The 20656-nt window shown below is 59.0% G+C and carries 15 protein-coding genes; 7 read left to right on the plus strand and 8 right to left on the minus strand.

The genetic code is table 11. The features are described from left to right. Positions 1–595 precede the first annotated feature (595 nt). Positions 596–1312 carry a M48 family metalloprotease gene (locus QN370_RS16805; RefSeq protein WP_322128775.1) on the minus strand — a complete coding sequence of 239 codons (717 nt, stop codon included), beginning with the start codon at positions 1310–1312 and terminating at the stop codon, positions 596–598. Between the two features lie 475 nt (positions 1313–1787). Then, on the minus strand, positions 1788–2822 hold the full coding sequence (gene tsaD / locus QN370_RS16810; protein ID WP_322128774.1) for a tRNA (adenosine(37)-N6)-threonylcarbamoyltransferase complex transferase subunit TsaD: 1035 nt from the start codon (positions 2820–2822) through the stop codon (positions 1788–1790). A 245-nt stretch (positions 2823–3067) separates the two neighbouring features. Between tsaD and QN370_RS16815 the strand changes: the two genes are divergently transcribed. From QN370_RS16815 to QN370_RS16825, 3 genes are read left to right on the plus strand one after another with little or no spacing between them, the layout of a single operon-like run. Continuing rightward, a complete protein-coding gene (locus QN370_RS16815) occupies positions 3068–4318 on the plus strand; it encodes a CmpA/NrtA family ABC transporter substrate-binding protein (RefSeq protein WP_322128773.1) in 1251 nt (416 codons plus the stop codon). 10 nt (positions 4319–4328) lie between these two features. After that, the gene (gene ntrB, locus QN370_RS16820) at positions 4329–5252 is read left to right on the plus strand and encodes a nitrate ABC transporter permease (RefSeq protein ID WP_322128772.1); all 924 of its coding nucleotides are present in this window, start codon (positions 4329–4331) and stop codon (positions 5250–5252) included. A gap of 2 nt (positions 5253–5254) precedes the next feature. Next, complete coding sequence (locus tag QN370_RS16825; protein ID WP_322128771.1) at positions 5255–6061, plus strand: ABC transporter ATP-binding protein; 807 nt, start codon at positions 5255–5257, stop codon at positions 6059–6061. Positions 6062–6180: 119 nt separating this feature from the next. Here QN370_RS16825 and QN370_RS16830 read toward each other — a convergent pair whose 3' ends face one another. From QN370_RS16830 to QN370_RS16850, 5 genes are all read right to left on the minus strand, one after another. Next, entirely contained in the window at positions 6181–7545 is a 1365-nt protein-coding gene (locus QN370_RS16830; RefSeq protein ID WP_322128770.1) for an NAD-dependent succinate-semialdehyde dehydrogenase, read from the minus strand. A 97-nt stretch (positions 7546–7642) separates the two neighbouring features. Next, entirely contained in the window at positions 7643–7993 is a 351-nt protein-coding gene (locus tag QN370_RS16835) for a hypothetical protein (RefSeq protein WP_322128769.1), read from the minus strand. 194 nt (positions 7994–8187) lie between these two features. Beyond that, positions 8188–8472, minus strand: coding sequence for a nucleotidyltransferase domain-containing protein (locus QN370_RS16840; RefSeq protein ID WP_322128768.1), 285 nt, complete (start codon positions 8470–8472; stop codon positions 8188–8190). A 122-nt stretch (positions 8473–8594) separates the two neighbouring features. Then, a complete protein-coding gene (locus tag QN370_RS16845; RefSeq protein ID WP_322128767.1) occupies positions 8595–10295 on the minus strand; it encodes a bifunctional protein-serine/threonine kinase/phosphatase in 1701 nt (566 codons plus the stop codon). Between the two features lie 3 nt (positions 10296–10298). Beyond that, positions 10299–11513 (minus strand): nitrate/nitrite transporter, encoded by a 1215-nt coding sequence (locus QN370_RS16850; RefSeq protein WP_322128766.1) that lies wholly within the window; start codon positions 11511–11513, stop codon positions 10299–10301. A 257-nt stretch (positions 11514–11770) separates the two neighbouring features. Here QN370_RS16850 and nirB point away from each other — a divergent pair, with 257 nt between their 5' ends. From nirB to ybiB, 4 genes are read left to right on the plus strand one after another with little or no spacing between them, the layout of a single operon-like run. Continuing rightward, positions 11771–14206, plus strand: a complete 2436-nt coding sequence (gene nirB, locus QN370_RS16855) for a nitrite reductase large subunit NirB (RefSeq protein ID WP_322128765.1) — start codon at positions 11771–11773, stop codon at positions 14204–14206. Positions 14207–14226: 20 nt separating this feature from the next. Further along, positions 14227–14556: a nitrite reductase small subunit NirD gene (gene nirD, locus QN370_RS16860; RefSeq protein ID WP_322128764.1), complete on the plus strand. Its 330-nt coding sequence runs from the start codon at positions 14227–14229 to the stop codon at positions 14554–14556. Next, positions 14553–17342 (plus strand): molybdopterin-dependent oxidoreductase, encoded by a 2790-nt coding sequence (locus QN370_RS16865; RefSeq protein ID WP_322128763.1) that lies wholly within the window; start codon positions 14553–14555, stop codon positions 17340–17342. The genes nirD and QN370_RS16865 overlap by 4 nt, the downstream gene beginning before the upstream one ends. Before the next feature lie 39 nt (positions 17343–17381). Further along, the gene (gene ybiB, locus QN370_RS16870; protein ID WP_322128762.1) at positions 17382–18377 is read left to right on the plus strand and encodes a DNA-binding protein YbiB; all 996 of its coding nucleotides are present in this window, start codon (positions 17382–17384) and stop codon (positions 18375–18377) included. 193 nt (positions 18378–18570) lie between these two features. On the opposite strand, the gene QN370_RS16875 is transcribed toward ybiB, so the two are convergent. Continuing rightward, complete coding sequence (locus QN370_RS16875; protein ID WP_322128761.1) at positions 18571–20013, minus strand: hypothetical protein; 1443 nt, start codon at positions 20011–20013, stop codon at positions 18571–18573. Positions 20014–20656 lie beyond the last annotated feature (643 nt).

Genomic DNA, 20656 nt, shown 5'->3' on the forward strand with positions numbered 1-20656 from the left:
GTTTTTTAGTCATGTAATTTCCTCAGTTAGCGGGAGTGTGCTCCCATTGAGGTGTCCGATTTCATTAGACCACTACAGACCACTACCTTCTCTGTAATGGCTATGAAATTATTTTACTGGAGCGTTTTGTCGAATACAGGGAGAAAAAAGCATATTGGAACGTAATTGATGAGCTGCGTCTTCCTTTGCTTAAGCATGGGCGCACGGTGCTAGAGAGGGGCCTCTGTCAATCCTCTCAGTATGCTGAAAGTGCAATCCTTGCTGTGGGCATATGGGGGCCCACGAGAGAGGATAATTCCTTTGTCGCAAAGGAAATCTCACATGCCTGGCGCTTCAATCTCAAGGAAGGGAAAATTCAACCAATTCCAACTAATAGCGTTACTTGCGAGGGTGAGAATGCCGACTAAGATTTCTAACGAATAAGGTTAGATCGTGCGAAGCCACGATCTGAACCGGTTGTTGGACGAGCCCGGCTCCTGCCGTCGCAAGTCCCACCGGCAGCAACCATGGTCAGCATTTTTTTCGCAGGGGCATCGCGGAAATGACACTGACCACGCCCAGCAGCAACGCTCCCCCGAAAAATGTCGCCCGCTGATTAATAACGCGACAGAGCCAGCAATAACGCCATTCCTTTTGCCATACTCACGCGCGAAGCGGCAGAGGGATGGCTGCGCGCCCTATCCTGCAGCGGGTCGTCGGCCTGCAGTTTTTTATAGAAACTGACGAAGTCGGCGGACGACCAGCCGGCCAGATGCGCCAGTGTCATGCCGATCTGATCGGCCTCGGTTTCTTGAATACTGGATAAACTGCCAAGCTGTATTTGTAATGGCAGCTCCAGGTCGAGTCGCTCCGACAAGATAGCGAGTGTGCTTTCCGGCTGCGGATTAATAAGGCGTGCTTCGGAAAGTGTTTCGCGATGGTGTTGAGCAAGGGCATGGGCAACCTCGTGACCAATCAAGGCCGCCAGTTCACCGTCGTTCAGGTCGAGCCGTCGAACGAACTGACTGCCAACAATCATTTTGCCGCCAGCCATGCAATAGGCATCGATATCGGGCGTACTGCTGGTGTGCAATTCCCACTGCCAGTTTTTTACTTTGGGTTCCAGGATGGCGGCGGCACGCAGGATCGTGGCGGCAACCCGCTGGGCGCGTTCCGTCATGGCGTCATCGTCATCGATCTGATGGGCGTCAGTCAGCTCCTGTAGCAATTGTCTGTAGTGCACCGCCGTATGCTGCTGTAACGCATCCTCAGAGAAGGCCAGTTCTTGCCACCTTCCCGTTTCGGGAACTTGTGCAAGCGCACTGGCACACAAGCAAATGACAGCAATAAAGCCAAGTCGGTGGAGAGTCATTTTGTCCCTTTACGTGCGGAAAGGAAAACAAGGGCAATGCTGGTCATGCTGTTACAGAAGTACGTCGCTACAGGCAGCACGCCAAAATCGGATTCGTTAAAAGCGATGCTGCGTGCGTGGTGTTACTTGATACCGTGATGGCTGGTTTGGCTGGTCTTTAACTGGCGAAGTTGCTGCCACAGTGACGCATATCGACAAGCATTCAGCGAATTAAAAATGGTGCGTCTGAATGAATAGTATGACTTTTGGTTTCTGCCGCGAAAGTAATAGTCAGTATTTTTCAATGTGTTGCGGAAATAAGGTATTCCTGCACAAGCAGTTCCTCAAGCGGGGCAGAGGATGCCCCTCACCGTTATGGCAAAACCAGCCGCGATTGGCGTTACGCCGGATGTTGAAAAAATTGGGTCGACAAAGGTGGTGGTGCCGATCAGCTGCCTCAAGCGCGCGGCGCTTCCAGTTCGGCCAGCGGCCAGCGTGGCCGGACCGTGAAGGCGTAATCGCGTACCGCCAGCGTCGGGTCCTGCGCCAGCCGCAAGCCACCGGCGAAGGCAATCATCGCGCCGTTGTCGGTGCAAAATTCCAGCTCCGGGTAATACACCCGGAAGCGTTTTTTCAGGCCGGCTGCATTGAGCGCATCGCGCAGTTGCCGGTTGGCTCCGACGCCACCGGCCACGACCAGCCGGTTCAGGCCGGTGTGCTTGAGTGCACTCAGTGATTTGGCCACCAGCACATCGACCATCGCATCGACAAAGCCGCGTGCGATGTTGGCCTTGTCCTGTTCGCAGACATTGCCCGGATGGTTTTTGACCACCGTCAGTACGGCGGTCTTGAGTCCGGAAAAACTGAAATTGAAATCCTTTGAATGCAGCATCGGCCGTGGCAACTTGTAAGCCAGCGGGTCGCCGAACTCGGCCATCCGTGAAATCGCCGGGCCACCGGGATAGCCGAGTCCGAGCAATTTGGCGGACTTGTCGAACGCTTCGCCAGCTGCATCATCGAGAGTTTCACCGAGCAGCGTGTAGCGGCCGACGCCATCGACGCGCATCAATTGCGTGTGACCGCCCGACACCAGCAGCGCAATGAACGGGAACGCCGGCGGATCGCTGGCTAGTAACGGCGAGAGCAAATGGCCTTCGAGGTGATGGATGCCAAGCACCGGTTTGTCCAGCGCCAGTCCGAGACCGCAGGCAACAGCAGCGCCCACCAGCAGCGCACCGGCCAGGCCGGGACCTTGCGTATAGGCGATCGCATCAATGCGGTCACGCGTCAGCGCCGCCTCGTCCAGTACCTGTTCGAGCAACGGGATGGCGCGCCGGATGTGATCGCGCGAGGCCAGTTCGGGGACGACGCCACCGTATTGCTCGTGCATCGCGACTTGCGAGTAAAGCGCATGCGAGAGCAGGCCGGCGGTGGTGTCGTACAAGGCCAGGCCAGTTTCATCGCAGGAAGATTCGACGCCGAGAACAATCATGGTGGGAGCAGGGGCGGGATGGGGAAGAGCGCCATTGTAAGGGATAGGTGCCGCAGTGCCGCCGTGTCCCCGCAGGCACTGCGATGGGGCGACGCACAATCGTGGCGCAGTAATGACCCGCTTTCGATCAATTCTTTACGTGATTTGGGGCAATCTGGCTGGCATACCAATTGCAATAAGAGACACAGCGCGGCGCTGATTGCAGAGCCGTAATGCGTCTTTTATGTCGATCTCCAGAGGATTTCATGACCAGCAAACTTCCGCACCCCGGCCTGAGCCGTCGCAGCATTTTGAAAGCCGGTGCCGTCGCCAGTGCCAGCGCCTTCGGCGGACTTGCTACGCAAGGCGTCTGGGCTGCTGGCTCCGACAAGCCAGAAAAAGAAGAGGTCAAGGTCGGCTTCATCCCGCTGACCGACTGTGCGTCGGTGGTGATGGCGTCGGTCCTTGGCTTCGACAAAAAATACGGCATCAAGATCGTGCCGACCAAAGAATCCTCCTGGGCCAGCGTGCGTGACAAGCTGGCCAATGGCGAACTCGATGCAGCTCACGCGTTGTATGGCTTGATTTATGGCGTGCATCTGGGTAACGGCGGTGCCAAGAAGGACATGGCTGTCCTGATGACGATTAATCAGAACGGCCAGGCCATCACGCTATCGAAAAAACTGGCCGACAAGGGGGCCGTCGATGGTGCCTCGCTGGCCAGGCTAATGCAGACCGACAAGCGTGAATACACCTTCGCCCAGACTTTTCCGACCGGCACCCATGCGATGTGGTTGTACTACTGGCTGGCGGCCAATGGCATCAACCCGATGAAAGATGCCAAGGTCATCACGGTACCGCCGCCGCAAATGGTCGCCAACATGCGGGTCGGGAACATGGATGGCTTTTGCGTCGGTGAGCCGTGGGGCCATCGCGCGATTGTCGATGGCATCGGTATCACTGCCACCACCACGCAGGACATCTGGAAAGACCATCCGGAAAAAGTCCTCGGCACCACCGCCGAGTGGGTCAAGAAATATCCGAACACAGCCCGCGCACTCACCGCTGCAGTTCTGGAGGCCAGCCGCTGGATTGATGCCTCGCTGTCGAACAAGAACAAGATGGCCGACACCATCGCCGAAAAGTCGTATGTCAACACCTCGGTCGACGTGATCAACCAGCGCATTCTCGGGCGTTACCAGAATGGTCTGGGCAAGACCTGGGACGATCCGAACTGCATGCACTTCTTCAGCGACGGCGCAGTCAATTTTCCGTACCTGTCGGATGGCATGTGGTTCCTGACCCAGCACAAGCGCTGGGGCCTGCTCAAGACCGATGTTGATTACCTCGCGGTGGCCAAGGAGATTAACCGGATCGACGTCTACAAGGACGCCGCCGCGATGGCCAAGGTCAGTGTGCCGAAAGACGCTATGCGCTCCAGCAAGCTGATGGATGGCACGGTCTGGGACGGCAAGAACCCGCAAGCCTACGCCGCTTCCTTCAAGATCAAGGCCTGAGGAACTCACCATGCGTGCCGTCATCGACTCCTTCAATCATGCACCGGCCGAGCCGGCCAAGCCCGCTTCGGCGACCGCCATGCCAACCACGACAGAAAGCACGCGCCGTCGCGCCGTCGGCGCGGACGTGCCGCGCGCTGCCCCGCGCAAGTCGCCACTGCGGCCAGTGGTGATGGCCTTGTTGCCGCCACTGGTCGGACTGGCATTGCTGGTACTGCTGTGGCAAATCGTGGCGTCGCGCAATGCCGGTTTTCCGACGCCGATGGTCACGCTGCAGGAAGCGATCAAGCTGTTTTCCGATCCGTTCTATCGCAACGGTCCGAACGACCAGGGCATAGGCTGGAATATCCTGGCATCGCTGCAACGCGTCGGCATGGGTTTCGGTCTGGCCGCCGTGGTCGGCATTCCGTTGGGGTTTGCGATCGGTCGCTTCAAGTTCATGGCCGGCATGTTCGGGCCGATCATCAGCTTGCTCAAGCCGGTGTCGCCACTGGCCTGGTTGCCGATCGGTCTGCTGGTCTTCAAGGCGGCCGACCCGGCGGCGATCTGGTCGATTTTCATCTGTTCGATCTGGCCGATGATCATCAATACCGCTGTCGGCGTGCAGCGCGTGCCGCAGGATTACATGAATGTGGCGCGGGTTCTGAATCTGTCGGAATGGAAGATCCTGACCAAGATTCTGTTTCCGTCAGTGCTGCCATACATGCTGACCGGTGTGCGACTGGCCATCGGCACAGCCTGGCTGGTGATCGTCGCAGCGGAAATGCTGACCGGCGGTGTCGGTATCGGTTTCTGGGTCTGGGATGAATGGAACAACCTCAACGTACCGCACATCATCATCGCCATCGTCGTCATCGGCGTGGTCGGATTGATTCTCGAACAGGCACTGGTGGCCCTGGCGCGGGCCTTCACTTACGAAGATGCAGGGAGCTGAACATGAACGATAAATTCATCGAGATCCAACACGCCAGCATGGCCTTTGCCGTCAAGAAGGGCAGTTATCAGGCACTGGTCGACGTCAATTTGCAGGTGGCCAAAGGCGAATTCATCACGCTGATCGGTCACTCGGGCTGCGGCAAATCGACGCTGCTCAACATGATCGCGGGCCTCACCATCGCGACCGGCGGCACGCTGCTATGTGCCAATCGCGAAATTGCCGGCCCGTCGCCGGAACGCGGCGTCGTGTTCCAGAACCATTCGCTGTTGCCGTGGCTGACCTGTCACGACAATGTCTACCTCGCGGTCGAGCGTGTCTTCGGTGCGCTCGAACCCAAAGCACGATTGCAGGAACGTACTCGCGCCGCGCTCGCCCTGGTCGGGTTGACCCATGCCGAACACAAGCGTCCGAACGAAATTTCCGGCGGCATGAAACAGCGCGTCGGCATTGCGCGCGCGTTGTCGATGGAGCCGAAAGTCTTGCTGATGGATGAGCCGTTCGGTGCGCTCGATGCACTCACGCGTGCGCATCTGCAGGATGAATTGCTCAAGATCGTCGCTGCCACCGGATCGACCGTGGTGATGGTCACGCATGATGTCGACGAGGCAGTGCTGCTGTCGGACCGCATCGTGATGATGACCAACGGACCCTCGGCCACTATTGGTGACATCGTGTCGGTTGAGCTGCCGCGCCCGCGCGAACGGGTAGCACTGGCCGCCGACCCGCAGTACATGGCTTATCGCACCGCCGTGCTGGAGTTTTTGTATCACCGGCAAGCACGGCCCGCGGCAAGGGAAGCGGCGTAGCTGTAACGGGACGATGCCACGCGTCAAAGACGTAAAAAAAGCCACCGGACTAATCGGGTGGCTTTTTTTGGCGGGAGGCTGCGCGGACGTGCTACGCAGCCAATGCAGCCAATGCAGTATTACTCGACCCGGATCAGCTTCTTGTTGACGAACTCCTGAATGCCGGCACGCGACAGTTCGCGTCCGTAGCCGGAGTTCTTGATACCACCAAACGGCAATTCCGCCGAGGTGTTGGTTGGCGTGTTGATGAATACCATGCCGGTTTCTATCTGGCTGGCGACGCGCTTGCCGCGTGCGATGTCTTTGGTGAACACCGATCCACCGAGGCCGAACGGCGAATCGTTGGCCAGGGCAATTGCGGCAGCTTCATCGGCGACACGGAAGAACAGCGCGACCGGACCAAAGAATTCTTCCTTGTAGGCCGGGTTGCTCTTGTCGATGTCGGTCAGGATGGTCGGTTGCATGAATGCACCCGGCACGTCAACGCGCTGACCACCAACCACGGCTTTGGCACCCGCAGCAACGGCGCGTTTTACCTGATCAAGCAAATTGTCGAGCGCTTCCTGCGAGGACAGCGGCCCCAGATTTGTCTTCGAGTCGATCGGATTACCCGGCTTGAAGTCAGCTAGCGCCGCCATGAATTGCGCCAGAAAACGATCAGCCATCGGCTCGACAACGATGAAGCGTTTTGATGCGGTACAAGCCTGACCGGCATTGCCCATGCGACCAATCACGGCTTGCTTGACCGCCAAATCGAGGTCGGCATCGTCGAGGACGATGAAGGCGTCGCTACCGCCGAGTTCCATCGTGGTCTTTTTCAGGTTTTTTCCGGCGCGTGCCGCGACGATGGCGCCAGCGCCTTCGCTACCGGTCAGTGCCACGCCCTTGATGCGTGGATCGTCGATGACCTGGCTGACCTGCTCTTTCGAGATATACAGGTTGGTGTAAGCACCCGCCGGAGCACCCGCTTCGGCCATCAACTGCTCAAAAGCGCGTGCGCATTGCGGCACGTTCGATGCATGCTTGACCATCACGACATTGCCCGCCATCAGATTCGGTGCGGCAAAGCGGGCGATCTGGTAGTACGGATAATTCCATGGCTCGACACCGAACAGCACGCCAACCGGAGCGCTCTCGACCGAGGCTTCGCCGGACGGGACTGTCAGCTTTTCAGGGGCAAGAAATTCTTCGGCGTTCTGCGCATAGTAATCAAGGATCGATGCGCTCAGTTCGACTTCGCCGCGACTCTGGTCGATCAGCTTGCCCATTTCGAGCGTGATCAGGGTAGCGAATTCATCGCTGCGTTCGCGCATGATCGCGGCAGCGCGTTTGAGCACGGTGCTGCGTTCAGCAAAGCTGGTAGCGCGCCAGGTCGTGAAGCAGCTAGCCGCCAGGGCCAGCCGTGCTTCGAGTTGCACGCCATCGAGTTCGGTAAATTTTTCCAGTACTTTTCCATCGTAGGGATTGGTGCTTTGATAGGCCATAGGTCCTCTTCACATTGCAGTAAGTAGACCCCCATCATCTGCGTATTGTTTTGTAATTGCCGTGCGCTGGCGCACTTAGGCGGTTGGTGCAGGAGATTTACTGGCTTCGTAGTGCAGTGAGATGCCGGACTTGCCGTAACTGGTCACCCCAGCCATGATCTTTGCGCAGGAAGCCTTTCGACGTCAGGTATATCAGTGCGTCGTCATAGACGCCAATCAGGAAGACCGACTCGTCGATAAGTAAATTCAACTTGTTCAACTGGTCTTTACTTTTTTCGGGATAGTGATGCGAAAACTTGTTCCGTAATATGGCAGCTGAACCGAAGGCATCCGCAGACCGTATGACACCCAACTTTTCCATCAGGAGTGTTTTATCGCGATTGGATTTGTCGCTCAGGTCTTCCTGTTCAGCGACGGCGATGCCCCTGAAAATTTGATCCTGGAGCATGGATAGACATTGCGAATATCACAGGATAAGTGCGTCGATCGATTCCTTCTGTTCGTCGCTCAGTCCGGCAAGGCTGTCCAGGTTCAGGGGGAATATGGCAGCATTCTTTTTTACCGAGTAGACCAGACTGACGATTCTCTCAGAGCATGCTGAAAGGTTGTCATGCAATAGGTGTCGGCTTGCATCTGTCCGGGTCACAACAAAATCCCTTGTCGGGCAATCCCGTAAATGGTTTGTTCTTCGTCTTCCGGTGTCTTGACCAAGAGGTCAACGTGCGTATCGCATTGGGAAACCAGCCTGTATTGCATGGCGAGCTGGCTTTTGAGGGGAATAACCAGAGAGGCGTCGAGGAACAGGTCGATATCGCCGCCGCGTCGCAAGTCATCAGTGCGAGAGCCGAACAAATAGATTTTTCCGTCCGGATCAATGTCATGGATGACTGATCGGATGATGTTGACTTCTTTTTCCAGCAGTCTCATGAAATGCCTCGATAACGTGTCAGGCGATGCGCTGTCGTATCGCTTTTTTGAATCATACCGGCTGAGCAGAAGTCGTCAATACGTTCAGTCATGAGGTGAGTCAAACCTGTGGTGGCTGTCGCTTATTTCAGCACCAGCAAATACAGCAACAGCACATTGAGCACCACCGAAATCACCGCCACGCTGCGCCAGATCGACAGTGGATCGCGTTGCAGCAGCGGTAGCGCCGGGGCCTTGTCGAGCGCGCGGGTGGCGCCGCGTTCCAGCGCTAGCAGGAATTCCTCGGCAGTTTCAAAGCGGGCATCGGCATCGCGGGCGACGGCTCTCAGGAGTACGTTTTCCAGCCAGTGCGGTATCTCGGGCCGGGTGCGGGTCGGTGGTGTCGGCTCATTGAAGCGCGGTCGCTGGAAGGCTTCGATCTCGCCATACGGATAGCGGCGGGTCAGCAATTGGTACAGCGTGACGCCGACTGCATACAGGTCGGTCTGGCGCGAGGCGGGCGCGTGGTCGAACTGTTCCGGCGCGAGGTAGGACGGTGTACCGGCCTGGGTGGTCGCTTGCTGAGTGCCGTCCAGTCCGGATTGCGCGACGCCAAAATCAAGCAGGCGTAACTCGCCGTCGCTACCGATGTGCACGTTGGCCGGTTTGATATCGCGATGCAGGATGCTGCGCCGGTGCAGCGCGCCGACGGCACGGACTAGCTTCGTGCCATGCGCGATGACATCGGGGATCGTGAAATGGGTCGCCGCGTCGAGCTGCTGCTGCAGCGTGCTGCCGTCGTGCCAGGTGGTCAGAAAATACAATGCGCTGCGTTGCTCGGGCGTGATCACCTGAACAAAAAATCGCGCCACGGCGCGGCGCGCCAGCCATTCTTCATGCGCAAAAGCGGCGCGTTCCTGCGGGTCGCTGCCGCAGCCCGGTTGCAGGGTTTTCAGGACCAGTGCACGCTGCGTGCGCAAGTCGGTGACCCGATAGAGCAGCGTGCTGCGCGAGTCGTGCAAGACGCTGTCGATCCGGATGCCGTCGATGACCTGGCCGGGCTTGAAGCGCGGCGGTACCGGTAGCGCTTGCAGGCTCGACAGCGTATCCCGCAAATTCTGTTCCGGTAGCGCATCGATGCGCAGCACCATGGCGCTGGCATTGTCGCCGCCGCCGGCGTCGAGTGCGGCTTGGACCAGCGCTGCCGCGCAGGACTCAGCGTCGCATTTTTCTTGCGCCAGCCCGGACACATGGCTGCTGATATCGCGGTCGCGCAAGGCATTCCACACGCCGTCGGTGACCAGCAGCAGCACGTCACGCACCTGCAGTTCGCCCATGCCATGATCGACCGCTAGCCGCGAATCGAGACCGATGGCGCGCGTCAGTACATGCTGCATTTCCGGTTTGTCCCAGACGTGGTCGGTGGTCAGTCTGGTTAGCGTACCGGCGCGTAGCAAGTACAACCGGCTGTCGCCGACATGCGCAAAATAATAGAAGCCGCCGCGCAGCACCACGCACGTCAGCGTGGTGGCCATGCCGGTCAGTTCGGTGCGCACCGAGCCCTGATGCTGAACCCAGCTGTTGGTCGCCGTCAGAACCCGGTCGAGCGCTTGCGATACCGGCCAGGTATCCGGCGTCGCGTAGTAATCCGACAGCAAGCCGCGCACCGTGTATTCGGCCGCCTCGCGCCCGCCCTCATTGCCCGAGACGCCATCGGCAATGGCCGCCAGCACGCCCTTGGTCAGCAAGTCCGGCTCGCGCGGCGTGACGACGCCGACGAAATCTTCGTTGCGCGCACGCGGTCCGGCCTGCGTCGCGTGACCGATGGCGAGGGTCAGTCCCATCGGTCAGATCGTGGCATTGGTCATGGCGGCGCTGCCCCATGTTGTGCGCCAGCGCCCCTTGACCAACGACAGGCCGATCAAGGCAATGACGGCCAGTGCGGCAAAGATCGTCAGGCCGACCTGATAACTGCCGGTCATCTGTTTTGAAAAGCCGAGGCTCGAGGCCAGATAAAAACCGCCGATGCCGCCGGCCATGCCGACCAGTCCGGTCATCACGCCGATTTCCTTGCGAAAGCGTTGCGGCACCAGCTGGAACACCGCACCGTTACCCGTGCCCAGCGCGAGCATCGCACCGACGAACACGATGACTGCCGGTACGGCCGAGTCCAGTCCTAGGCTGGCAATGAACAGGAAGATGGCGGCGAGGACGTACATGATCGACAGCGTCTTGATGCCGCCGATGCGGTCGGACAAGCGGCCACCCATTGGTCGCACCATCGACCCGGCAAACACGCAGGCCGCCGTGAAGTATCCCGCCGTCACCGGCGACAATCCGTACTGGCTGTTGAAGTAAATCGTCAGCGACGAGGCCAGTCCCGAAAAGCCGCCAAAGGTCACGCTGTAGAAGAACATGAACCACCATGCATCCTTGTCCTTGAGCACTTGCATGTATTCGAGCATCGACTTCGGCGGCGGTGCCGATGGCGCATCCTTGGCGAACACCATGTACACCACCAGCGCGACGCCGAGTGGAATCAGGCACAGGCCGAAGACATTTTGCCAGCCGAACGCCAGTGCCAGCGTCGGTGCGAACAGGGCGGCGAAGGCCGTGCCCGAATTGCCGGCACCGGCAATACCCAGCGCTGTGCCCTGATGCTCGGGTGGATACCAGCGCGAGGCCAGGGGTAACGCCACTGCAAATGCGGCACCGGCGACACCGAGAATGACGCCGAGCGCCAGGATGCTGTGGTAGCTGTCAAGCTGACCTTGCCAGGCCCAGACCATGCCGGCAATCACGATGACCTGGCCGATGGCACCGGCACGTTTGGGTTTCAGATGATCAACCAGCACGCCCATGACGATACGCAGCAGCGCACCGGCCAGCAGCGGAGTGGCAACGATCAAGCCTTTTTGGGCAGCGGTCAAACCGAGGTCTTTGGCGATCTGCACGCCGAGCGGACCGAGGATGACCCAGACCATGAAGCTGAGGTCGAAATAGAAAAAGGCGGCCAGCAGGGTGGGCGTGTGTCCGGCTTTCCAGAAGGAGGTTTTTTGCATGATGGCGGGACCGCGGTGAGTGGAGATGCATCAGCTAACGCAAGCCCTGTGCCATCTAAAATTTGCTGCTTTGATCGATTGCGCGTGTTTGCCGGTGCGTTAATCCACGTTGCACCAAAGAGTGCGGAAGTGCGCCTGATTCGAGTGCGTTTTTGTCCGGACGTTGGTGCGCCGCTGCCAATCTTCATTGGCACCGCTTTTGCTTAGAGTGAACAACGCACGTCGCAAGGCGACGACAAGAATTCACGAGGACTCAAATGAAGAAGCTCAAACTGGTCATGGTCGGAAACGGGATGGCAGGTGTGCGTACGCTCGAAGAGCTGCGCAAGATCGCCCCGGATATTTACGACATCACGGTGTTCGGCGCGGAGCCGTATGCCAATTACAACCGCATCCTGCTGTCGCCGGTGCTGGCCGGCGAGCAAACTATCAAGGACATCATGTTGAATGATGTCGACTGGTACGAAGACAACGACATCACGCTGCACCTCGGCAAGAAGGTCGTCACGATCGACCGCATCAAGCGTTGCGTGATCGCCGACGATGGCACCACCGCCGAATACGATCGCCTGTTAATGGCCACCGGCTCCAACCCGTTCATGTTGCCGGTACCGGGCAAGGACCTGGCGGGCGTGATCTCGTACCGCGATATCCACGACACCAACGCGATGATCGCCGCTTCCGAAACCCACACCGATGCGATCGTTATCGGTGGTGGTTTGCTCGGCCTGGAAGCCGCTAATGGCCTGAAACTACGGGGCATGAACGTCACCGTCGTCCATCTGCCCGAATGGCTGATGGAGCGTCAGCTCGATCCGGTCGCCGGCAAGATGCTGCAAAAATCGCTCGAAGACCGTGGCCTGCATTTCCTGCTCGGCAAAAACACCCAGGAGCTGATCGGCGTCGATGGCCATGTCACCGGCATCCGCTTCACCGACGGGTCGGAAGTGCCCGCACAGCTGGTCGTGATGGCAGTCGGTATCCGCCCGAACACCACGCTGGCCGAAGCCAGTGGCCTGTACTGCAATCGCGGTATCGTCGTCAGCGACACGATGCAAACCTACGATCCGCGCGTCTATGCGGTCGGTGAATGTGTCAACCATCGCGGCACGGCCTACGGCTTGGTCGCACCGTTGTTCGAGATGGCCAAGGTCTGCGCCAACCACCTCGGCAATTTCGGCATCGGCCGCTATCAGGGCTCGGTCACCTCGACCAAATTGAAAGTCACTGGCATCGATCTGTTTTCGGCCGGCGAATTCATGGGTGGCGAGGGCACCGAAGAAATCATCCTGTCGGACCCGATAGGCGGCGTCTACAAAAAGCTGGTGGTGCGTGGCGACAAGCTGATCGGTGCCTGCCTGTACGGCGATACCGCCGATGGCGGCTGGTACTTCAGCCTGGTCCGCGAAGGCAAGGACATCACGGAAATCCGCGATACGCTGATGTTCGGCGAATCCAATCCGGGGCGTCCGGGTGATGTCGGCCATGAAGGTTTTACCAAGGCAGCGGCAATGCCGGACAGCGCCGAAGTCTGCGGCTGCAACGGCGTGTGCAAAGGCACCATCGTCAAGGCGATCAAGGAAAAAGGCTTGTTCACGCTCGAAGACGTGCGCAAGCACACCAAGGCATCGGCGTCGTGCGGATCATGCACGGGCCTGGTCGAGCAGATCCTGATGTTCACTGCTGGCGGTGATTATTCGCAAGCCACCAAGAACAAGCCAATGTGTTCGTGTACTGATCACACGCATCAGGAAGCACGCGACGCGATCCGCGCCGAGAAGCTGTTGACGATCGCCGACACGATGGGCTTCATGAACTGGCGCACGCCGAACGGATGCGCGAGTTGCCGTCCGGCGCTGAACTACTATCTGATTTCGACCTGGCCGCATGAAGCCAAGGACGATCCGCAATCGCGCTACATCAATGAGCGCGCCCACGCCAACATCCAGAAAGACGGCACCTTCTCGGTGATTCCGCGCATGTGGGGTGGCGAGACCAATGCCTCCGAATTGCGCCGTATCGCCGACGTGGTCGACAAGTTCAAGATCCCGACCGTGAAGGTCACCGGCGGTCAGCGCATCGACTTGCTGGGCGTGAAAAAAGAAGATTTGCGCGAAGTCTGGAGCGACCTTGGCATGCCGTCCGGGCTGGCGTATGCGAAAGGTTTGCGGACCGTGAAGACCTGCGTCGGCTCCGAATGGTGCCGCTTCGGCACGCAGAATTCGACGCTGATGGGCCAGCAACTGGAACGACAGTTGGCGCTGATGTATTCGCCGCACAAGGTCAAGCTGGCGGTGTCCGGTTGCCCGCGCAATTGTGCCGAATCCGGCATCAAGGACGTTGGCGTGATCGGCGTTGATTCGGGCTGGGAAATTTATGTTGGCGGTAATGGCGGTATCAAGACCGAAGTCGCGCAGTTCCTGGTCAAGCTGAAAACCCACGATGAAGTACTGGAATATACCGGTGCGTTCTTGCAGTTGTATCGCGAGGAAGGCTGGTATCTCGAGCGTACCGTGCACTATCTGGCGCGGGTCGGCCTCGACTACGTCAAGCAGCGCATGATCGAGGACCACGTCAATCGCAAGGAACTCTACGAGCGCCTGTTATTCTCGCTCGATGGCCAGCCTGATCCATGGCACGAGCAGGCAAAAGCCCATGTCGACGTGCGCCAGTTTGCGCCACTGACCGTCTGAACCCGAACAGGAACACTCTCATGAATCAATGGAAAATCATTTGCCGGGTCGACGATATTCCGGTCCTCGGTTCCCGCATCGTGCAGCGCGAAGGCAAGGTGCCGGTCGCGATTTTTCGCAATACCGAAGACAAGGTCTTTGCGTTGCTCGACAAGTGTCCGCACAAGGGCGGGCCGCTGTCGCAAGGCATCGTGTTCGGCGAGAAGGTCGCCTGTCCGATGCATAACTGGAACATCGAACTGGCCACCGGCTGCGCGCTGGCTCCCGACGAAGGGTGCACGCAGACCTTCAGCGTCCGCATTGACAATGGCGACGTCGCCCTCGACCTGCAGGAGCTGGCGGCTGCATGAGTGAACCAACCAGCGCCGGCGCGCGTCGCGAGACCAAATCAACTTGCTGTTATTGCGGTGTCGGTTGCGGTGTCCTGATCGAAACGACGGGTGCGCACATTACCGGCGTGCGCGGTGATCCCGATCATCCCGCCAACTTCGGCCGTTTGTGCACCAAGGGCAGCACGCTGGCGCTCAGTGCGCAACCGCTGCTGCAGCAACAGGTGCGCGCGCTGGTGCCTGAAATGCGCAGCGATCGCAGCTTGCCGCGTGCCGCGGCGAGCTGGGATGCAACGCTCGATGCGATGGCGCACAAGTTTGCCGATACCATCCGCACGCATGGTCCCGACAGCGTGGGCTTTTACATTTCCGGCCAGTTGCTGACCGAGGATTACTACGTCTTCAACAAGCTTGCCAAAGGCTTGATCGGGACCAATAACGTCGACACCAATTCGCGCTTGTGCATGTCCAGCGCCGTGGCTGGCTACAAGCAAACGCTGGGCGCCGATGCGCCACCGGCCTGCTACGAAGACATCGAACAGGCCGAGCTGGTTTTCATCGTCGGCTCGAACATGGCGTACGCGCATCCGGTCCTGTATCGCCGGCTCGAAGAAGCGCGCAAGAACAACCCGCAGATGAAAGTCATCGTCGCCGATCCGCGCCGCACCGACACCGCGCGCGATGCCGATCTGTTCCTGCAGATACTGCCCGGTACCGATGTCGCGCTGTTCAACGGCATGCTGCACTTGTGCCTGTGGGAAGAGCTGACCGATACCGCCTTCATCGATGCGCACACCGACGGCTTTGCCGAACTCAAGCGCACGGTGCGCGATTACACACCCAAGTTCGTGGCCGACATATGCGGCATCAGCGAAGCCGATCTGGTCACGGCGGCGCGCTGGTTTGGCGAATCGAAAGCGGCCTTGTCGCTGTACTGCCAGGGCCTCAATCAATCGGCGTCAGGCACTGCAAAAAACGCCGCGTTGATCAACCTGCACCTGGCCACGCATCAGATCGGCAAGCCCGGTGCCGGCCCGTTTTCACTGACCGGCCAGCCCAATGCGATGGGTGGGCGCGAAGTCGGTGGCATGGCCAATTTGCTGTCGGGGCATCGTGATCTTGGCAACCCGGCGCATCGTGCTGAAGTCGCTGCATTGTGGGGTATCGATGACGTACCGGACACACCCGGCAAGACCGCCGTCGAACTGTTCGAGGCAGTGCGCAGCGGCCAGATCAAGCTGTTGTGGATTGCCTGTACCAACCCGGCGCAATCGATGCCGGACCAGAAACTGGTGCGTGAAGCACTGGTCAATGCCGAGCTGGTGATCCTGCAGGAAGCCTATGCCAGCACCGCCACTGCACCGCATGCCGACGTGCTGTTGCCGGCGACTTCATGGGGCGAGAAGGAAGGCACGGTCACCAATTCCGAGCGCCGGATTACACGTCTGCATGCCGCCATTGCCGGCCCTGGCGAAGCGCGCCATGACTGGCAGATCGTGGTCGATTTTGCGCAGCGGCTGGAAAAATTACTGGGTCGGGACAAGTCGCTGTTTGCGTACGATAGCGCCGAATCGATCTGGAACGAACATCGCGAGTCCACGCGCGGACGCGACCTCGACATCACCGGATTGTCGTATGCGATCCTGGCCGAACAGGGGCCGCAGCAGTGGCCGTATCCGGCCGGTGCAACGACGGGCAAGCTGCGTCTGTACGAGGACGGGATTTTTCCGACGGCGAGCGGCCGTGCCCATTTTGTCGACACGCCGTACAAGCCGGTGGTCGAGCCGATCGATGCGCGCTTTCCGTTTCGCTTGAACACGGGGCGTCTGCGTGACCAGTGGCATGGCATGAGTCGCACCGGTACCGTCGCGCAACTGTTCGCGCATGCGGCCGAACCTTCCATCGTGATGGCGCAGGCCGACATGGACCGGCGCATGATTGCCGAGGGGGACATGGTGCACGTGACCAGTCGGCGCGGTTCGCAAATTTTTCCGGCGCAGGCTGGCGACGACATGCGCGCCGGACAAGCCTTCATTGGTATGCACTGGGGCGAAGAATATGTCTCCGGACGTGGTCACGCCGGGGACGGATCACATGGGGTCAATGCACTGACCTCGCCAGCACTGGACCCGAGCTCGAAGCAACCCGAACTCAAACATGCCGCGATCAAAATTTTGAAGGCCGAATTGCCGTGGCGCTTTGTCGCGTTCGGATGGGTAGAGCCGGATCAGGTGCTGCAGTTGCAGGCCGCGTTGCGGCCGTACTTGCGGCAATTTTCGTATGCCTCGTGCACGCTGTTCGGACGCGACCGGGTCGGGGTGTTCTTCCGTGCTGCGGACGATTATCCGGCCGCAGCCGAACTGACGGCCGCGATCGAAGCGCTGTTCGGTATCGCCGGTGAAACGGTGCTGCGCTACGACGACAAGCGGCGCGGCAATGCGCGCCACATCCTCTTGCGTGATGGCGCGTTGCACGCGTTATCGCTGGCCGGTGATATCGCCGCCGAGCGCTGGCTCAAGGAATATCTGGAAAGCGCGCAACCGGTGGCGGCGTTGGGGCGCTTGCTGCTGCAACCGACCTCGGTGGCACCGCAGGGTTTCCGTTCGCGTGGCCGCATCGTCTGCAATTGCCTCAATGTGGCCGAGACCGAGATCAACGAGGTACTGGAAGAACTGGAGGGCCCGCCGGAAGCGCGATTGGCCGCGTTGCAAGGACGACTGAAGTGCGGTACCAGTTGCGGTTCCTGTGTGCCCGAGCTGAAAAAAATCATCGTCATGCGACCTGTTGCAGTGGTTGCATCGGTCTGAGTTGATTTGGGATGGCACGCTTCGGTGTACCCTTCGGCTATGGAAAATAGTCAACTGCAAGAGCCGCTGGCGGCGGCGCGTTTCATCAAGGTGATTGGTCGCGGCAAGGACGGTGCGCGTAGCATGAACCGGGATGACGCGTGCCTGTTATATGGTGCCATGCTCGATGGCCGGATATCGGATCTGGAACTCGGTGCGGTGCTGTTATCGATGCGCATCAAGGGCGAATCGATTGACGAGATCGCCGGATTCCTCGATGCCGCCGAAGCCTCGTTTGCGCCGTTGTCGGCACCGGCCGATGGGCAGTACGCACCGATCGTCATCCCCAGTTATAACGGTGCGCGCAAGCTGCCCAACCTGACGCCGCTGCTGGCGATCTTGCTGGCGCGACAAGGTGCGCCGGTGCTGGTGCATGGCGTGCTGCAGGATGCGGGGCGCGTCACCACTGCCGAGATTTTCGCGGCACTGGACATGCCGGTGGCGCAGAGTATTGCCGAGGCTGAAGGCCGTTTTTTGCAGCACGCACCGGCGTTCCTGCCGATTGATGTGCTGGCACCAAAGATGGCGCGTTTGCTGTCGTTGCGGCGCATTCTTGGCGTGCGCAGTTCGACCCACACGCTGGTCAAGATCATTCAGCCTTTTCAGGAACCGGTATTGCGGTTGTCGTCCTACACCCATTCCGAATACCTCGACATGCTCGGACGCTACTTCACCACCCTTGCGCCGGCGCAGCGCGGCGATGTGTTCCTGATGCGTGGCACCGAGGGCGAAACGGTCGCCAGCGTCAAGCGTGCGCAAAGCATCGACTGGTTTCACGAGGGCCAGCGCACCACACTGGTCGAAAAGCAACTGGTCGCCGACGCCGCACCGGACGTACCGGTCGAGCGCGACGCCCAGACCACCGCGCTGTGGATTCGACGCGTACTGGCAGGCGAGCTACCGGTGCCGGCGGCCATCAGCGAACAGGTCACGCAGTGTTTGCAGGTGGCGAAGATGGTGCGGGAACGTCGCGCTGTTGAGTGTACCGTTGACTGAACCGATGCTTGATTGAATGGTGTGCAATGGAATTGCACGCGATTCAATGGATGCCAATCGGCATGCTGCGTCATGGACCAGTCTGCCGGTCGTCGTGGTTGGCTAAGTGCAAAATTGACTCTGACCCTGTTTATTATTTATCAAATTGACTCTGACCCTAGTTGTTTAAGGCATTCACGGACGTGAGCTGGAATCACACTTCGCGCGCGGGCTGTTGCTTCAGCATTTCCAGGATCGTTTGGTCAGCGTCTCCGAGCTCGTACGACATCAATCTCGGGGGTTGGAGGTGGTCGAATGACGACGTCAAGGAGCCTTGCCACGAACCCTCCGAGGGGAACGTGCCGGGCATGGCATTGACGACTTCCCTGTACAAATCGTTGATGCCGTTAGTCCCTGCCGTAGTGGTGCGTACTACCTGAGGGGTGTAGCTGCATAGATTGACGAAGAGGTTGATGAACTCCATGTAGTGCATGTACACAGACTTCAACGACGAGATAGTGCGCAGGAGTTGCAATCGGTTGTCGACACTGTCGGATGCCTCTACACGCTGGTCCAGTGCATGAATGCGCTGCTGCAACTGGTGTTGAATGCCGCGTACGCGCTCGGCCAGCAGAAATGTCGTCAGCGCTTTGTTCGGATTTATCTCTTGCTGCAACGGGATGGTGACGCCGGCGCGCCATGACGCGAAATCGGACAACATCCAGCGAATGTTCGTTTCACACAATTGAATGGCCGATCTCAAACGATCGGGGTCGGCGAGTTCTCCACTGGTCAGCGGCCCGGACAGTGGCCCCGCATAATGCACATTTTGCAGGGTGCTGAGCATCTCGTCCATGATGGACAACGCACGTTCCGACCCGGGCACTGCTGCGACGAGATCGTTCTCCCTGCCTCGGGTTGCGTAGCCCTCGGCGTCGATTGCGTCAGGGATCACACAGGGCGGACGTTGGGGGGCGTTGAGGGATAACGCTAGCGCCCGGATCGTCCTCTTTGCGCGGTCCAACCCTTCCGCCGGTGTCGTGTCGTTATCACCGAGCGCAGCCGCGTCCCTCACGCGGGCCATGTTGCCGAGCGTGTCACGGTCGGCGTATGCGTTGAGCGCCCGGCCGGTTGTCTTTTTGCGTTGGTGAAACGTGGTGACGATCTGGCGCAAGATATCGGCGCGCAGCCCGATATTTTCGCTCGCCGGGTGGTAGTACAGCTTTCTGGCCGTGTTGCGCACGGCAGGGTCTGCAATGGCATCGACCATCGCATGCAGATCACGCTCGGGATGCACCGTCACTCGCGCCATGCGCAGCATGGAGTGTGGAATCTCGATGTCCGAACCGTTCGGCCCGACCAGGGGATGGTGCAAGGCGAACTCGCTGACCCGATCAGTCCAGAGATGGGCTTGCACATTGCGAGGCGCACCATGCATGCTGTCGCTGAGCTGCAGGTAAGCGGTCGCCAGCTCCCGTTGAAACGCCGGCGACCGGCTGCTCGATGGCCGCAATGCCGACGGCGAATACCAGATCGCATGCAGGTCGATGTTGTCTGGTGCTGCATTCGTTTCTGTCGAGCCCGCTTGCGCGGCATGGGGTGGCTGTGTTGCCTGGCCGGGCTGATCTGCACTGATGTCAGCGACTTGTGCCAGCAACGCCAGCTGCGTAGCAGACCCGGCAGGCGAGGTGCGTTGGCCTGCGCGACCGGCATTGTTCGCAGCATGCGGCGTACCGTTATTTCCCGCGCCTGTAGCAGGCGCGAGATTGTTAGTGGCGTCCGTAGCGGAATGCGTCGGCGGGGAGCTTGAATAAATTGCTGGTATTTTCATGTGATGTATTAAAAAGCTGAATTCGACAACTATTCGTACAAAGCAGGTAACAACGCCTGCTGCCACGGTCCCCACCAAACCAGATAAACGAAAGTCGTATTTCGCCTGTCATGTCGAGTGCTAGCGTATCCGTCGACAAGCTCTCGCCGCGCTCCTGATTACCATCCGGTTAAGTCAGTTCGTAGTGAGTAGCAAAGCCACTCAAATAGTTCAATTCCGGAGTTTCAGCCGCGATGGCAGTGGGTTTTGAAAGTACGGCTTCGCTCGTCCGGACGCAGCAATCGACTTGATCGGTCGCAAGACGCGCTGCCTTTGCATCAAAAAAATAGGGTCAGAGTCAATTATTAATTGGGGTCAGAGTCAATTAATTTTATTATTTAAGGGTGATTAATTAGGGTCAGAGTCAATTAATTTCCGCTTTTTTAGTGTGGATGCCGATATCATCCAATTTAATACCTACCGAACAGGC

Origin of the sequence: Actimicrobium sp. CCI2.3, from assembly GCF_035019065.1 — a bacterium.
Taxonomy (GTDB): domain Bacteria; phylum Pseudomonadota; class Gammaproteobacteria; order Burkholderiales; family Burkholderiaceae_D; genus Actimicrobium.